11 protein-coding genes are annotated in these 15,540 nt (G+C 45.8%); 5 read left to right on the top strand and 6 right to left on the bottom strand.

What is annotated here, in order from left to right; genetic code table 11:
- Positions 1 to 255: 255 nt before the first annotated feature.
- Positions 256 to 1,191, top strand: coding sequence for a ribosome biogenesis GTPase YlqF (ylqF, locus tag RH86_RS08275; protein WP_009385889.1), 936 nt, complete (start codon positions 256 to 258; stop codon positions 1,189 to 1,191).
- A gap of 96 nt (positions 1,192 to 1,287) precedes the next feature.
- On the opposite strand, the gene RH86_RS08270 is transcribed toward ylqF, so the two are convergent.
- Positions 1,288 to 2,289: a CobW family GTP-binding protein gene (locus RH86_RS08270; RefSeq protein WP_009385888.1), complete on the bottom strand. Its 1,002-nt coding sequence runs from the start codon at positions 2,287 to 2,289 to the stop codon at positions 1,288 to 1,290.
- Positions 2,290 to 2,862: 573 nt separating this feature from the next.
- Here RH86_RS08270 and clcA point away from each other — a divergent pair.
- Positions 2,863 to 4,263, top strand: a complete 1,401-nt coding sequence (gene clcA / locus RH86_RS08265; RefSeq protein WP_009385887.1) for a H(+)/Cl(-) exchange transporter ClcA — start codon at positions 2,863 to 2,865, stop codon at positions 4,261 to 4,263.
- 127 nt (positions 4,264 to 4,390) lie between these two features.
- On the top strand, positions 4,391 to 5,356 hold the full coding sequence (locus RH86_RS08260) for a TDT family transporter (RefSeq protein WP_038219452.1): 966 nt from the start codon (positions 4,391 to 4,393) through the stop codon (positions 5,354 to 5,356).
- A 35-nt stretch (positions 5,357 to 5,391) separates the two neighbouring features.
- On the opposite strand, the gene RH86_RS08255 is transcribed toward RH86_RS08260, so the two are convergent.
- The 4 genes from RH86_RS08255 to RH86_RS08240 all read right to left on the bottom strand — a co-directional run bounded on the left by RH86_RS08255 (position 5,392) and on the right by RH86_RS08240 (position 13,038).
- On the bottom strand, positions 5,392 to 7,443 hold the full coding sequence (locus RH86_RS08255; RefSeq protein WP_009385885.1) for a hybrid sensor histidine kinase/response regulator: 2,052 nt from the start codon (positions 7,441 to 7,443) through the stop codon (positions 5,392 to 5,394).
- Between the two features lie 151 nt (positions 7,444 to 7,594).
- Positions 7,595 to 10,642, bottom strand: coding sequence for an AAA family ATPase (locus tag RH86_RS08250; protein WP_009385884.1), 3,048 nt, complete (start codon positions 10,640 to 10,642; stop codon positions 7,595 to 7,597).
- Positions 10,643 to 10,645: 3 nt separating this feature from the next.
- Complete coding sequence (locus RH86_RS08245) at positions 10,646 to 11,818, bottom strand: exonuclease SbcCD subunit D (protein ID WP_009385883.1); 1,173 nt, start codon at positions 11,816 to 11,818, stop codon at positions 10,646 to 10,648.
- Positions 11,819 to 11,901: 83 nt separating this feature from the next.
- Positions 11,902 to 13,038, bottom strand: a complete 1,137-nt coding sequence (locus RH86_RS08240; protein ID WP_009385882.1) for a ketoacyl-ACP synthase III — start codon at positions 13,036 to 13,038, stop codon at positions 11,902 to 11,904.
- A gap of 109 nt (positions 13,039 to 13,147) precedes the next feature.
- Here RH86_RS08240 and trxC point away from each other — a divergent pair, with 109 nt between their 5' ends.
- Positions 13,148 to 13,582, top strand: coding sequence for a thioredoxin TrxC (gene trxC / locus RH86_RS08235; RefSeq protein ID WP_009385881.1), 435 nt, complete (start codon positions 13,148 to 13,150; stop codon positions 13,580 to 13,582).
- A 223-nt stretch (positions 13,583 to 13,805) separates the two neighbouring features.
- Positions 13,806 to 14,966 carry an MFS transporter gene (locus tag RH86_RS08230; protein ID WP_005598735.1) on the top strand — a complete coding sequence of 387 codons (1,161 nt, stop codon included), beginning with the start codon at positions 13,806 to 13,808 and terminating at the stop codon, positions 14,964 to 14,966.
- Positions 14,967 to 15,032: 66 nt separating this feature from the next.
- Here the strand turns inward: RH86_RS08230 and RH86_RS08225 are convergent, their stop codons facing one another.
- A complete protein-coding gene (locus tag RH86_RS08225; RefSeq protein WP_009385880.1) occupies positions 15,033 to 15,440 on the bottom strand; it encodes a nitrous oxide-stimulated promoter family protein in 408 nt (135 codons plus the stop codon).
- Between the last annotated feature and the right edge of the window lie 100 nt (positions 15,441 to 15,540).

Raw genomic sequence — 15,540 nt, 5'->3', positions numbered from 1 at the left:
TAAATACCTATTAGTTCAATCGGTTTATCCTATTCTTAATCTAAAAAATTTTAACCCTACGACAAACACATTATTCGCTCAATCAGTAGCATTAGTTTACGTTGATTTCGCCCCCTCGCTTAGCCTTTAAAGTAGAATCAATCGCCGAGGCTTTGTGGATTTAAGGTGAGATTCGCGATCTTTACTGACTCAATCCTTTACTCTGTGCTATTTCCCCTTACAATTAGCTCAAAATCAGAAAACAAGGTTATTTTCATGTCTATTCAATGGTTCCCTGGCCATATGCACAAAGCACAGAAGGAGATTGCAGAAGCGATCCCTCAAATCGATGTCATCATCGAAGTGCTAGATGCTCGTATTCCATTTAGTAGTGAAAACCCAATGATCTCCGAACTACGTGGTGATAAACCGGTAGTAAAAGTGCTGAACAAACGTGATCTTGCCGATCCAGAAATGACTCAACTTTGGATTGAGCATCTGGAAAAAGAGCAAAATGTTAAAGCGATGGCGATCACCACATCACAGCCGCAAGAAGTACAAAAGATTCTAGAATTGTGCCGAAAACTAGCACCACACCGTGAAGAGATTGGTAAAAACATTCGCACCATGATCATGGGTATTCCTAACGTCGGTAAATCGACCATTATCAACTCACTGGCTGGTCGTACTATTGCGATCACTGGTAACCAACCTGCGGTGACTCGTCGTCAGCAACGTATTAACCTGCAAAATGGGGTTGTATTGTCGGATACTCCGGGAATTTTATGGCCAAAAGTGGAAAACCCACACAGCGGTTTCCGCCTTGCCGCAACCGGCGCAGTAAAAGATACGGCAATGGAATATGACGAAGTGGCTTTCTACACGGTTGAATACCTTGCACAAGCTTATCCAGAAAAGCTGAAAGAGCGTTACCAGATCGAAGAATTGCCTGAAAGCGATGTTGAGCTAATGGAAGAGATTGGCCGTCGTCGCGGAGCTCTGCGCTCTGGTGGTCGTGTTGATTTACACAAAGCCTCTGAAATTTTGCTGCATGAACTGCGTAGCGGTACGTTGGGCCAAGTCACTCTTGAGCGTCCAGAGATGATCACTGAAGAGCTTGTGCAAGTTGAAATTGAAACAGCACGTAAGCTCGAAGAAAAGATCAAAAAGAAAGAAGAGCGTCGTAAGCGTTACTTGAAGAACAAACGTTAATTGATGCTTAGCGCGAGATAGCCTCGCGATCTCTGAACAAGCAAAAGGGTGACCTAACGTCACCCTTTCTTTTTATCTAGGCAAAATAGCCCGACACTATTTGTCGCAATCAGATGATGTAATACCGCACAATTTCAGCAAAATAGCCTCTAATTGTCCCCAAGGCATCAGTTGAGAGTCAATCACTTCTAGGCGTGATTCAAAGCCTGATAGACTCATCTGATTGACTGACACCACACCGTTGGCCACGTTAAATGCATAAGTACCCTGATCGGTATTCACCACCGCTTTGATACGCTCAGCGGTCAGATCTGACAACATTGAAAACAGCAAATCAAAATCAAATTCATATTCTACGCCAAACAACCAACCACAGCTAAAGTAGCCCTGCCCTTTGTTCTCACGACGAATAAAAGCTTCACCCGGTGGCAGTTCAAATTGTGGTTCTTGACTGGCGTGATCGTGATGGTGATGTTCAATATGGCTTGATGCGCTGCCGTGTACACGTTCGATATCCAACACTTCCAGTGGGAGATCGCCCTGCTTAACCAGTTTACTGAAGATCTTTGCCGGCGATTGATTGGTGATCCAATCGTTGAACGCATCAATATCGGCCACCGCACACAAATCGACTTTGTTACCAACCACCACATCAGCGCTATCAAGTTGGTCGTTGAAATTTTGGTTGGTGGTGTACTTTTCAATCAGCAGGTTACGCGGATCAACTAAAGCAATCGTCGCTTTCAGGTCAACGTAATTTTGATACTGCTCGGAAGTCAGCGTTGCGACAACTTGCTTAGGGTGGCCAAGTCCAGTGGGCTCAATGATGAGACGGTCCGGCTTTTGGCGCAGTAACGCATTAATACCAACAGACATCGGCACACCTGCGGTACAGCACATACAGCCGCCTGGGACTTCTTTGATCAACGCGCCTTGATCGGTCAATATCGCACCATCAATACCGATTTCACCAAACTCATTCACCAATACTGCCCACTTCTCGTTAGCAGGTTTGTTTTTTAGCAGGTTTAGGATGGTGGTGGTTTTACCAACACCTAAAAAACCAGTGATGATATTGGTTGGCACTCTTAACGTCATTGCGATTCTCCGAACTGATATTAGGTAAATTATACCCTTATCTTCCGCTTGGTTGCAGTATCAGTATGAAGGAAAACCGCCCCTTACAAGGCTAATTGCTTGATTAGTCGATTGAATAATAGACGGATAGTTAGCAACACTACATTAGTCGATGCTCTAAACGACAAAAGGCGCACCATCAGTGCGCCTTATCCCTCGTTACTCAATCGTGAGTTTGCGAATCAGAGTGTCTATAGATGCATTCTGATATAAAACGAGGCTATAGAAATGAATTGTTGATTCCATCCAAATTGTAGGTAAGGCATTTATTCCTCCATGCGAATTGGTTCACATTGCCTTACACCTTAAATATGGCTCAATTTAGCTAAAGCGCAAGTTTCAAAGTGTGATTTACAGCTAAAAAACCCAACAAATAAGCAACAAAACACATTAATGCCTATTGGTCACAAATAATCAAATATGGAAATCAAAATTGCATTCTTATCGCTATAGTTAGAGGTGTAAGGGCGTATAATTTTAGCATCCAATTCAAGAGTATTTTACGTTCCACCCAGTGAAGAGGTACGACATTCCATGACTAAAAGAGAGCAAATTAAGCAATCGTTTCTTGCAAAAATGCCTAAAGATGCGATTAATCAGTTTCTCTCGAAAGACACCACGCCAATCCCCGTATTGCTGATGTCCTTAGTGGTGGGTGTGCTTGCTGGCTTTGTTGGCACCTACTTTGAACATGCTGTTCAGTTTGTTTCTGAAACCCGAACCCAGTGGTTAAAAACCGAGATTGGTAGCGCATTACCATTATGGTTAGCGGCGTTTATCATCAGTGCTGCTCTCGCGTTTGTGGGTTATTATCTAGTACACCGTTTTGCTCCTGAAGCAGCAGGGTCTGGTATTCCTGAAATTGAAGGCGCAATGGATGGCATCCGTCCTGTGCGTTGGTGGCGGGTACTACCGGTGAAATTTTTCGGCGGTATGGGCGCTTTAGGCTCAGGGATGGTGCTTGGCCGTGAAGGTCCAACCGTTCAAATGGGCGGTGCGATTGGTCGCATGGTGACGGACATTTTCCGGATCAAGAATGATGATACCCGTCATTCATTACTGGCCTCCGGCGCTGCTGCGGGCCTCGCTGCCGCCTTTAACGCACCTTTAGCCGGCATTATGTTTGTGGTTGAAGAGATGCGACCACAATTTCGCTACTCGATTATCTCGATTCGCGCGGTGATCATCGCTTCGGTTTCGGCCAATATTGTTTTTCGCTATATCAATGGTCAATCAGCGGTGATCACCATGCCGCAATATCAGTCACCCGAACTCAATACCTTATGGCTGTTTTTAGTGCTCGGCGGTCTGTTTGGTATCTTTGGCGTCGTCTTCAACCGATTAGTGACCTTCTCCCAAGACCTGTTTGTTCGTTTTCACAATAATGACCGTAAACGCTACTTGCTGACAGGTTCACTGATTGGCGGTAGTTTTGGCATCATGTTGCTTTATATGCCAGAACTGACTGGCGGCGGCATCGCGCTCATTCCTAACATCACGAACGGCGATTACGCGGCAGGCTTTTTGTTGTTGTTATTTGCAGGTCGAATCGTCACTACCATGATCTGTTTTGGTTCCGGCGCTCCCGGTGGGATTTTTGCGCCAATGTTGGCCCTAGGTACCCTATTTGGTTATGCCTTTGGTCTTATCGCACAACAAATGTTTCCTGAACTGCCAATCACTCCGGGTATGTTCGCGATTGCCGGAATGGGAGCACTATTTGCAGGCACAGTGCGCGCGCCAATCACCGGTATTTTATTGGTGATCGAAATGACCAATAACTACTATTTGATCCTCCCCTTGATCATCACCAGTTTAGGCGCGGTAATTTTTGCCCAAATGCTTGGTGGCCAACCGATTTATAGCCAGTTACTCCACCGTACACTAAAAAATGAGAAGCTAAGACAAGCTGACTTACCGCGCGACGGGAATTGAGAATTGCATCACTAGCACCGAGCTTGATATTATCTGCGCCTATCGATTGGGCTATCTACGCTGCCTATCATGTTGACGATCAAGTACAGTAAATAGCTGTGCAAAATATATATCTTAGGAGCTCGGCTTGAACTGGAGAAGGCTGACACAATTTCAAAACGTTCCCCCTTCTCAGGCGGCTTTAGCTCTTGGTATGATCGGTCTTGGTCATGCGTGGGCATTATATATCCCCGAAATAGGCGAAGTGATCCGCCCTTATCTTGCCGCCTTAGGTGCGCTGCTACTGGCGCCAGTACTGATCAAGTATTTCACTAATCCAAAAATTTTTATTGCTGATTTACGCCATCCATTGAGCGGTAGCCTGATGGCGCCGATGAGTATGGCACTCTTAATTCTGTGTGATTATCTCGCGGTGATCTCCCCGATTATTGCCTACCCTATCTGGTTTGCTGCATTGCTGTTACATGTCACCATGATGGTGCTATTTTTTGGCTTTCAGCTGACCAATTTCAAAATGTCGAACATTGTGCCGAGTTGGTTTTTGTATCCGGTGGGACTCATCAGCAGCTCGCTGGCGGGAACGCAATTTGGCCATACGCTCTTCTCAGAAACCTTGGTCAACATTTGTATTACGATTTACTTCTTCATGCTACCACTGGTTTTGTATCGCTTGGTTTTTGAAGGGATGTTACCGCGTAGAGCAAGGCCTACTCTCGCCATCATGGCGGCACCAATCAATTTAACCTTGGCAACCTACTTGGTTAACTTTAAGCAGCCCGATCCTATTCTTACCGGAGCCTTAGCAGGTATTGCGATCACCATGACGTTGATGATCTACCTATGCTACTTACGTTTGATGCGATTGAAGTTCCAACCGTCGATTGCGGCTGTCACATTTCCGTCGGTGATCAGCGCCGTCGCCATGCACCGGCTAACCTCTTTCTTCGAGCAATATCATCCACGTTGGCACTGGCTGCACGACTTCGGTTTATTTGAGCTCTCGATCGCCACTGTGTTGGTGATTTGGGTTTCGATTGGATATGTAAAAATGTACTTTCCCGAAGGATTTCGCCGCCATGAGAGTAAAAGCTAGCATCTGAATAGTCATTGGTAGTGATCAGTCAGTCATTAGAGCCACTGAGCAATTTTTTGCAGTAAGCGTTCACTGTTGGCTGGTTTCACCAAGTAATCATTAATCCCGGCACTGCGGATACGCTCAGCCATACTATGTGTTGAATCTCCGGTATAACCGATGATTGGCGTTAACGCATATTCGCTCTCATTAGAGCGTATCGCTCTTGCGGCGGCCACACCATCCATCGTCGGCATTTCAATATCCATCACAATCAAATCAACAGGTACTTGAGCCAAAAGATTAAGTACCCCTTGACCATTTTGCGCTTGCAGTACATTGAATCCATACTGCTGCATCAAGATCGCGGTATAAGCCCGAAAAGATTGGTTATCATCGGCAATCAATAAGGTTTTTCCGTTGTAGCTCTGCTCGCGATGCTCGAGCTTGCGGCTGGTTTTTGGTGACTCAAAACACAATTGATCCATCACTTGGCGGCATTGGGTTAAGAGTTGACACTTTTCAACTGGATAAAATTCAACACTGCGTTCGATGTTATAGCTGTACACTGACTCTTTATCGTATAGATAGACAATTCGGGCTTGAGTAAAACTGAATTTCATCTCCAGTGCCTCAAGGCTGGCTTGCTTGGCCATATTTTTGTCAATATCTACCATCACCACATCGTACTCAAACTCGTACTCTTCGCAGTTGAGGGCTTTTTCTAGTGTCATTGAAGTGAGTTTAAAACCTTGATAAAAAGCACTATCCTCCAAGATACGTTTCAGCATGCTCGATGTGCCAATATAAAGTATCGACTTGGCCTTCATCATATCAAGCTTAATATTATTCACCGCCGCTGAGCTATAAGGCGGTAATGAAATCGTAAATTCAGTAAAGTGATTCAGCTCCGAACGACAACGAATTTCGCCACCCATCGCTTTAACCACTCTAAAGCAAAATGGCAGCCCTAAGCCATGACCAGTCGCTTTTCCATAAGTATAAAAGTCTTCAAAGATATGCTTACGCACGTCGGCGCTCATGCCGACGCCATTATCATGCACAATTAAGAGGTTAACGCCGTTACATCGCTTGAGCTCGATTGAAATAATGAAATTGTCACGTATCCCGTAGTAAAACGCGTTTTTTAGCAAGTTGTACAAGGTGTATTTAAGCAACGTATCGCTGCCAAAAAAGAAAAAATCTTGTTCGAGTGAAATCGATACGCAATTTTTGTCCACTTTACTTGGATAAGAGAAACTGGCTATCGCTTTTTCCACCACTTCACGCATTGAATGCTTACGATAGGTCGCATTAGTGATCCGGTTCTGATCTATCGAAGTGAGCAACAGATCGATGGTTTCCGTACCGCTACGAATCGCTTCGTTGGCATCATTGATCACCTCATTCGCCAACAATAACGATTGTTTATCAAGGAGTAGAGGCGTTGCCGAATCGGTCTTACTGGCCATTTTGGGCAACAGAGACTCCAGTACATCTAACGACGCTTTTAACGCACTGAGTGGGTTTCTCATTTCATGGGCAATACCGGCACCAAAGGATTTTGCCAGTGAGACCTGGCTTTGATATTCCGTTTGACTGCGCAGATAGAAGACGTTGCCAAAAGTATAAGTAAAAGCAAATATTGGTACGTAAGGCCATACGATGTGATTGGCAATAGCATCAATATTAGGGCCATAAACCAGTAGAAGCGAAACACCAATCGCGCTAGTGGTTTGCAGCAACATAAGTGCCGTTCGATACACCAACAAGACATGAATTAAGATCGCTGCCATAAAAGACATGACCCACACCGTTGACCAGTCATTCTTAAACATCATGTATGAGAAAAAAAACGGCAAGCAAATAGGGACACAAATCGAAAAATAAAGCGGCAGATAGCGCTGTAGATAAGCAGGCACGTAATGACGCAAAGCAATCACGCCAAACAGTAATGAACAAAACAAACGCAGAGGTAAAGATTCGTAACTTTGCGGGAACATTTGCGCCCACACATAGTAATAAGCAGGGAAACCCAAAAAGCCCATCCAACCAATGACGGTTAAGTTGGGCTCTGCATACTGATATACCTTACGAACCGAATTCATCATATTTCTCATATCGATTTTTCAGCTCTTTGTTACCATTGAGCCAACTGCGTATCGATAGTTTAATTAATTAGACACGATTTGAGAAATTTATCATTTAAAAAGAAGTCGTCAATCGTGATATTTGCCAATATCACGACTGATTTAAGATTCAGAGGCTGGCACCATGCAATTTAATATGGCTGGTGTTTCGTTCAGCAACCACATCAACCCGCAGTGACATCTGCTCTTTTAGTTCACTAACATGTGAAATCAAGCCAATGGTTCGCCCACCCTGCTGCAAATCGACTAAGGTTTGAATCGCCAGATCGAGTGATTCAGGATCTAAACTGCCAAAGCCCTCATCGATAAACAGCGTATCAAGACGAATACCACCACTGTATGATTGCACGACATCTGATAAGCCGAGTGCAAGCGCAAGCGCTGCCATAAACGACTCGCCACCGGATAACGTCGTTACATCGCGTAACTTACCGGAGTAGCCATCTTCCACCATCAAGTCGAGACCAGAACCAGCATTGCCTTTCGCGCGTTCTTCACGACGACGCAACTCATAGCGACCTTTACTCATCACTCGCAGGCGCTGTGAAGCTTGAATCAGAACATCATCAAGCAAGACCCCTAAGACAAAGCGGTGCAAACTCACTTTTGATCCCGTGCGGCCATTGGCAATATCACTCAAAGTACCAATCACCTGATACTCTTTTTCTAGTGCGGCATTCTGCTGATACAGTTCACTCAAACGAGCGGCAACCTTGTTGAGGTTATCCAGCACCGATTGCAGTTTACTCTTCACATCCAAACTGGCTTGATAAGCACCATCCGCTTGTGCTCTTTGCTGTTCAAGCAATTCAACATTCGGTAACTCTAATCCCGCTAAGTCTTGTTCTAAGGTACTTAGCGCACCATTTAGGGTCGAGCTACGTTCAGCATATTGATTGAGGGTCTGCTCAATCGCTTCAATTTGTTGCGGCTCAAGTTTCGCCATCAAGTAGCTATTATCATCACTGAAGACACTTTGCGTTAATGCAGAACTCCACGCTTGTTGTGCTTGCTCTAAATCCCTTTTTGCATTGTTCGCTTGCTTCTCCGCTTCTTGCCACTGGGTGTAAGCGGCCACTTGCTGTGTTTGTACGCTATCAAGCTGTGCTTTCGTTTGGCTTTCGTCACGCTGTAGTTTCTGCAGTTGTTGCTCAAGCATCTGCTTTTCACTGTTGACGGCGATAATATCTTGTTCGTTCGGCGCAATATCTTGCATCAATGAATGTAACGTACCACGCAGTGTCGCCGCCTGCTGCTTAGCATCATCAAGTTGCTTCTCCACCAACTGGCACTGCTGTTTCAACTGCGCAGCCTGCTGCTCTGAAGAGAGCACCGCTTGGCTAAGTTGTTCCACATTGATCGTTTGTAAGGTTTCAATTTGCTGGCTCAACGTTGCCGCCGACGCTTTTAACGATTCTATTGAGCTCGGAGAGTCGCCTAATTGTGCTTGCCAGCCAAGAACCGCTTGCTCAACCTTAGCCACCTCCATCTGCGCCTGCTGCAGCGCTTGGCTACACTGCTCTTGCTGCTGTCGATGTTGTTGCTGGACTAGGCGAGCTTGATCCACTTGCTCTTTACTCACCTCACGTTCGGTAAACGTCGCGGGATGCGGATGCTCGTTGCTGCCACACACCGGGCAAGGCTCGCCTAAATGCAGTGTTTTCGCCAGTTGCGCCGCTTGGGAAGTATGCCAGTAGTACTCTAATTGATCGGCCTCGCGTTGCGCCTGTTCTGTACGCTGCTTAGCTTGGTCAAACTCGCTCTGCTTGGTAAGTAAAATCGCGTGAAACTGTTGCGCGGCTTGCTGAGTGTTCAACAGATCTTGATGGGTATTGATCTGTTTCATGATCTGCTTAAGCTGTTCAATTTTTGTCGGTAAGCCAATTTGTTGCTCTTTGGCTTGCTGCAGCGCCTGTTGCTGAGTTTGAATTTGCTGTGCGATCTTCTCTGCTTGCTGAGTATTACCTTCAAACTGTTGCTGAAGTTGACGACAGTTTTGCTCAGCTTGATTGAGATGCGCTTGCTGTTTATCACGCTCAACCAATCGCTTTGTCACTTCATTGAGTGTAAATAAGCGTTGATTCAATTGAGGAATCACCATAGCCGCTTGGCTCGCATGCTCAGCTTGAACCTGCGCTTGGGTTAAGTTTTGCTGCGCCATACTAAGTTGCTGCTCGGTTCGCGTGACCTCTCCTTGCGCAGCGTGATTTTTGGCACTGGCTTGGTGTTGCTGACTGTAAGGTAGGCTCAATGACTGCGCTTGCTGGGCTTGTTTGCGACGCTGCGTCAATTGCTCCATTTCTGGTTGCTTGGCTAGATGTTGCTGCTGATCACTTTGCAGGGCTTGGCGCTGAGCAAATTTACTACTGAGATCAGCCGCGCTTTTATATTGGCTTTGAGCATTCTCTAGCACCTGTTTCGCACTAATAAGTTGCTCATCAGCTTGAGTAATTTGCGGAGTTAGCGCGTCTCGTTGGGCGTTGAGATCATCTTCACTGGTGACTGAAGCAACATCCAATGCACCTTTGATTTGATTATCAAACTCATCTTTAGCACGGCGGATATGCGCGGCTTTATCAAATAACGCTTTTTCAATTGCTGAATAGATGTGCGTTTGGAATAGCTGACCAAAGATCACTTCGCGCTCTTTAGAGTTGGCAATCAAGAGTTCGCGGAATTTGCCCTGTGGCAATACCATCACTTGGCGGAACTGTTTAACATCCAAACCAATAATTTCAACGATCGCCTTCCCCACTGGTGTCGGCTTATTAGCGATGAGGATCTCTTGGCCCGCATCGATTTGAAACAAGGTACAGGTATGGCTTTTTTTAGTTAGACCATCACCGCGTTTTTTCGGCATCATCTGATCAGGGGCGCGCTCGATTCGATATTGCTTGCAACCAAGCGAGAATTCAAAACTCACTTCACTGACTAGATCGGCCGCGGCATGATCGCAACGCATTTGATCGCCGGTACGCTCACTACCGGTCGTTTCACCATAAAGTGCAAAGCAAATGGCATCTAAAATCGAACTTTTACCCGACCCCGTTGGGCCATTGATCAAAAACAGCGGCGCGTGACCCAGCTTGGTGAAATCAATCTCTTCTTTGCCTGCAAATGGACCAAAGGCTTGGATGGTGAGTTTTAATGGTGTCATCGGTTAAGCCTCCTTGTGACGAGTCAATTGCTCGATAACTTGGCTAACCGCCTGCTCTTGGGCTTCGGTCATTGAATCTTGCTTGGCTTCGAGGAAAAAATCTTTAAACATATCAAGTTCACCGCGCGCTAAACGCGCTTTACCCAGTTGTTGATCAACACCAATCAACATTCCCGGCTTCTCAAGGTGTAAAACATTTGGGTAAACCTTACGCAACTTTTCCATTGGATCGAGAATGGCATGCTTATCTTGCAATCTAACCAATAGGTAATCGTGGCGATTATGATCGCTCTTACCTTGCGCTAAAATCGCCTCCATTTCACCATCAATAATACGCATTTGGTGCGGCGCGGTGAGCGGAATATGTGTCGCGCTCTTAAAGCCATCTTGATCTAACTCAACCAAGGTCATGCCTTTAGCCTGGTGCTGCTCCGAAAAGCTGTACTTCATCAACGAGCCACTGTAGCGAATATACTCTTCGCCTTTCTTCTGCGGCTGATGTAAATGGCCTAGCGCAACATAATCAAATGGCACAAAATGTTGATGACTAACGCGATCAGATCCACCAATCGACAAAGGTCTTTCAGATTCAGACTCAATCGCACCATCAACAAAGCAATGGCTAATCAATACGTTTTTCTGCTTCGGGTTAAATTGTGCAGTAATGCGCTCAGCCAACAATTTATGAGCATCATCGTGATCTTTAATAGAAACGGCGGAGGCATCCGGTTCAGAGGCCAATTGAGACTGGTAATAATGGCGCACTAATTCCGGATCATTGTAAGGCATACCATAAAAGGCCACCTCGCCAACATCACTGGCAATCACGACGGGAGTGAGCATATCGTCAAAATTGGCTAAGATGTGCAGGCCCGAATTTTTCATTTGGCTAGCGGCAAAACCGAGGCGCTGCGCACCATCATGGTTGCCAGGAATGAGAATAATCGGGAGTGAGAGTTCTCCACACACTTTATCGATAAAATGATTCATCAATTCAATCGCCGCGGTTGGTGGAACACTGCGATCATAGATATCACCAGCAATCACTAAGGCATCCACTGGATTTTGCTCAAGATAAGTAATAATTTGCTCGAGAACCGCTTGTTGATCGTCAAGTAGTGAGACGTTGTGGAATTGTCGGCCTAAGTGCCAATCGGAGGTGTGGAGGAACTTCATTTGCGCCCTAACGGTATCGTTATTTTGGGCGCAATTTTAACACTCTCTGGCGAGAGTAACTATCTGTATGGTTTTGTTTTTCGCTATACCGGCTTGTTTTTACAATGCTCGATCGCGCTTTCTAATAACTCGAGAGCACTTTGCTGACATTCAGGCAATGCGAGAGCACTTTGTTCTAACGGAGTCACTCGTTGACCCCATTTAATATGGCCAGCGCCCCATGTTAAACCCGCACCAAAAGCGGCTAAAAGTAAGTTGTCACCCGCTTTGATTTTTCCTTGCTCAACCGCTTCACACAAAGCAATCGGTACGGTCGCGGCCGAGGTATTGCCATAGTTTTGAATATTAATAAACGCTTTGTCTTGCTCAATGCCCGCAATATCACACAAGGTTTGAATGATGCGAATATTCGCTTGGTGTGGGATCACAACATCGATTTGCTCAGTGGTTAATCCACTGCGAGTTAAAACACTTTGCGCCGCCGCGCTCATGCCTTTCACTGCACGCTTGAAAATTTCTTTACCAACGAAGTTAAAACTCCAATAACCGTTATCTGCGGCAAAACGGTCCATTGAAGTGCCAAATTTCGGTACAGCAAGAATATCTCGCCCTTGTGAATCGCAACCCAATTGAGCTTGTTGTAAGCCAAGTGCTTGGGTTGTTTTACTCAGTACCACCGCACCTGCGCCATCACCAAATAACACTGCGGTATCGCGCTGCGTCCAATCAATATAAAACGAGAGGCGCTCCGCCCCGACAACCAGAGCATGCTGGTAGTTACCAGCCTGAATCAGCCGCGTCGCCGTTTCCAAACCGTAAACAAAGCCAGTACAAGCGGCATTCAAGTCAAACGCCGTGGCGCCTTGTATGCCCAAGTTTTGCGATACTTTAGAGGCAATATTTGGGATCAATGAATCGGGTGAACAAGTGGCGATGATGATCAAATCAATGTCTTGCGCAACCAATCCTGCACACGCGATGGCTTGTTGCGCGGCGACCGTTGCCATCTCAGAGGTATCAACATGGCTGATGCGACGCTGCTCTATGCCCGTTCGGCTTCTGATCCATTCGTCAGACGTTTCGAGAAAGGTGCTTAAATCGTCATTGCTCAGCGTCGCTGGCGGAAGACATTTACCCCAACCCGTTATTTCCGCAAAACGAGTTTGTGCATAATCAGGTTCTGCTGTTTGGGGTTGTACTTGAGTGTTATTGGTGCTCATTACGATCCTTGGTATTTTCTTCTCTTTCACCTGATAGTATAACTATAGGCACGTGCCCTCAAGAGAGCGCGATTACACAAAAAGAATTCAAATAAAAAGAGAAGTTGCCATGTCTACATTTAATACTCGTTGTCCATCTTGCTCAGGTGTCAATCGCGTGCCGGTTGAACGTGTTTCAGAAAGCCCAGTTTGTGGTAAATGTCAGCACCCGTTACTTGATGGTGCTCCGATCGAAGGAACGGAATTAAACCTCAACACACTGCTCAATAGCGAACAACCTGTCGTGATCGATTTTTGGGCGCCTTGGTGCAACCCGTGTGTCGGTTTTGCGCCGGTGTTTTCCGACGTTGCTCAAGCACAATCTGGGAAAATTCGTTTTGTAAAAATCGATACCGAAGCACAGCAAAACTTGGCTATGCAATATCAGATTAGAAGCATTCCAACCGTTATGGTGTTTAAAAACGGCCAAAGAGTCGATTTTATCAATGGCGCACTACCTAAAAGCCAGTTTGAACAATGGCTTGCACAAGCTATTACAAAATAAATTAATCTAACTTAACTGCCGTCAAATCGTCTTTTTTGACGGCTTTTTTGTATATTTATCTGCATAAATATACAGGCTCTATATCGATAATTAATTTTTATCGTCAAGGGAAAAACTTTTCATTTTACGCCTGTTCAAAAAATCCCCATAGTCCGCCCATCAACTCCCCCTTTTTTGTCTCTTATCCCTCCATGATAAGAGCGAGTAACATGAGGCTACGACATTGGAAAATACACTTGCTCCTGCATCTCCAGCTCGCATTTCAGTACCTGTAATTGCGCTTGCTTTATATGCGGTGGCGTCTGGCTATTTAATGAGTATCATCCCGCTAATGCTTCCACACTATGGTTTGGACGTTTCGTTGGCGAGTTGGTTAGCCAGTGTATTTTATGCCGGTCTGTTAGTCGGTGCGATGGTGTTTGAGCCAATCGTAAATAAAACCGGTCACCGTAAAGCCTTCATTGGTTGCTTGTTGGCGTTTATCGCCACAATTATTGTACTACCGGCTTTTACCAATGCTCCAGCATGGCTGTCAGCTCGCTTTGTCGCGGGTATTGCGGTGGCAGGCGTATTTGTGATCGTAGAATCATGGTTGCTTCATGGCGATGAAAGCGCGCGTGCCAAACGTCTTGGTTTGTACATGGGCTCACTTTACGGCGGTAGTTCACTTGGTCAACTTGGTATCGGTGCACTTGGCGTAACAGGCAGTATTCCATTTATTGCGATCATTTCTTTGTTGGTATTAGCGATTATCGTATTGGCTTTTGGCCGTACTGATCAGCCAGAAGAAGGGCAAAGCCATGCACTATCACTTAAGCAGATCAGCAAACTAAACCATGCTGCGATCATTGGCTGTATTGTTTCTGGTATGACGTTGGGTGCGATTTACGGCCTAATGCCTGTTGAGCTGCGTAACCGTGGCATCGACAATGGTGATCTTGGCAGTCTAATGGCGTTGGTGATTCTAGGTGGCATGGCTGTTCAACCTATCGTTCCATGGCTATCAAAATACCTTGGCCGTACTCTGCTAATGGCACTGTTCTGCCTGCTGGGTGTAGCAGCAATTGGTTTTACCGCGATTGGCAATGGCATTTACGTCTTAGGTATTAGCTTGTTTGTGTTGGGTATGGCGATTTTTGCCCTTTACCCAGTAGCGATTAACCTTGGCTGTGACAAGCTTGATCCGGCTTACATTGTATCAGTCACGCAAGTGATGCTATTTAGCTACAGCATCGGCTCTGTTGCGGGCCCTGTGCTTGCTGATCACTTTATGTTGGGTGAGCAAGGCTTATTGGGTTACCTCTTTGCGACACTGATGGCAACGTGCATCTACATGCTATTCGCAAGTATCAAGACCAAGCGTCAAGCAATGGCTGGCGAATAAGCGATTTAGTGCGACATTATCCAATACAAAAAGGGGCTCTTTAGCCCCTTTTTGCTATCTCGACTTTTACTTGGTTCTATCCGCCATTCGGCAATGACGATTGGATTGATTCGGAGCCGGTTTGTTTGGCGCCTCTTTACGTTCGTGCAACAAGTGACGCAATGCCAATATAGGATGTGGCAATAGCATTCTGGGCCCTGCATAGCGCATAACTTGCCTCATCTGCTCTTTCGGCTCAGGCTTGTAACAGTGGATAGGACAGCGATTACAGGTCGGCTTATTCTGCCCATAGGCACAGCGATCTAAGCGGCCTTCCGCATAACTCATTAAGCGTTGACATTCAACGCACAAGCCTTGCTGATTCTTCTCATGGGTTTGATGATGATCTCGGCAATAGATCGCAATCATAAATGACACGGTGCGAAACTCGGTCAGCAACTCCCCTGTCAGCAAATCTGAACTCGGTTTTTTCATACGTGCTCATTCCCGTCTCGTGGTAGCGATTTAGCCAGTCTTGTTATGCTCATCTAACAATGCGCTTGGCTATTGTAAAGACCAAGCGATAATGGAGGTT

Origin of the sequence: Vibrio sp. N418 (genome assembly GCF_000222565.1) — a bacterium.
GTDB lineage: Bacteria > Pseudomonadota > Gammaproteobacteria > Enterobacterales > Vibrionaceae > Vibrio > Vibrio scophthalmi.
This window is presented reverse-complemented; position numbering and strand designations above follow the sequence as displayed.

Bases quoted from the DNA above. Each gene is read 5' to 3' on its own strand.
- RH86_RS08225 (WP_009385880.1), bottom strand. From the start codon at position 15,440: ATGAAAAAACCGAGTTCAGATTTGCTGACAGGGGAGTTGCTGACCGAG.
- RH86_RS08270 (WP_009385888.1), bottom strand. From the start codon at position 2,289: ATGACGTTAAGAGTGCCAACCAATATCATCACTGGTTTTTTAGGTGTT.
- RH86_RS08250 (WP_009385884.1), bottom strand. From the start codon at position 10,642: ATGACACCATTAAAACTCACCATCCAAGCCTTTGGTCCATTTGCAGGC.
- ylqF (WP_009385889.1), top strand. From the start codon at position 256: ATGTCTATTCAATGGTTCCCTGGCCATATGCACAAAGCACAGAAGGAG.
- RH86_RS08255 (WP_009385885.1), bottom strand. From the start codon at position 7,443: ATGAATTCGGTTCGTAAGGTATATCAGTATGCAGAGCCCAACTTAACC.
- RH86_RS08240 (WP_009385882.1), bottom strand. From the start codon at position 13,038: ATGAGCACCAATAACACTCAAGTACAACCCCAAACAGCAGAACCTGAT.
- trxC (WP_009385881.1), top strand. From the start codon at position 13,148: ATGTCTACATTTAATACTCGTTGTCCATCTTGCTCAGGTGTCAATCGC.
- clcA (WP_009385887.1), top strand. From the start codon at position 2,863: ATGACTAAAAGAGAGCAAATTAAGCAATCGTTTCTTGCAAAAATGCCT.
- RH86_RS08245 (WP_009385883.1), bottom strand. From the start codon at position 11,818: ATGAAGTTCCTCCACACCTCCGATTGGCACTTAGGCCGACAATTCCAC.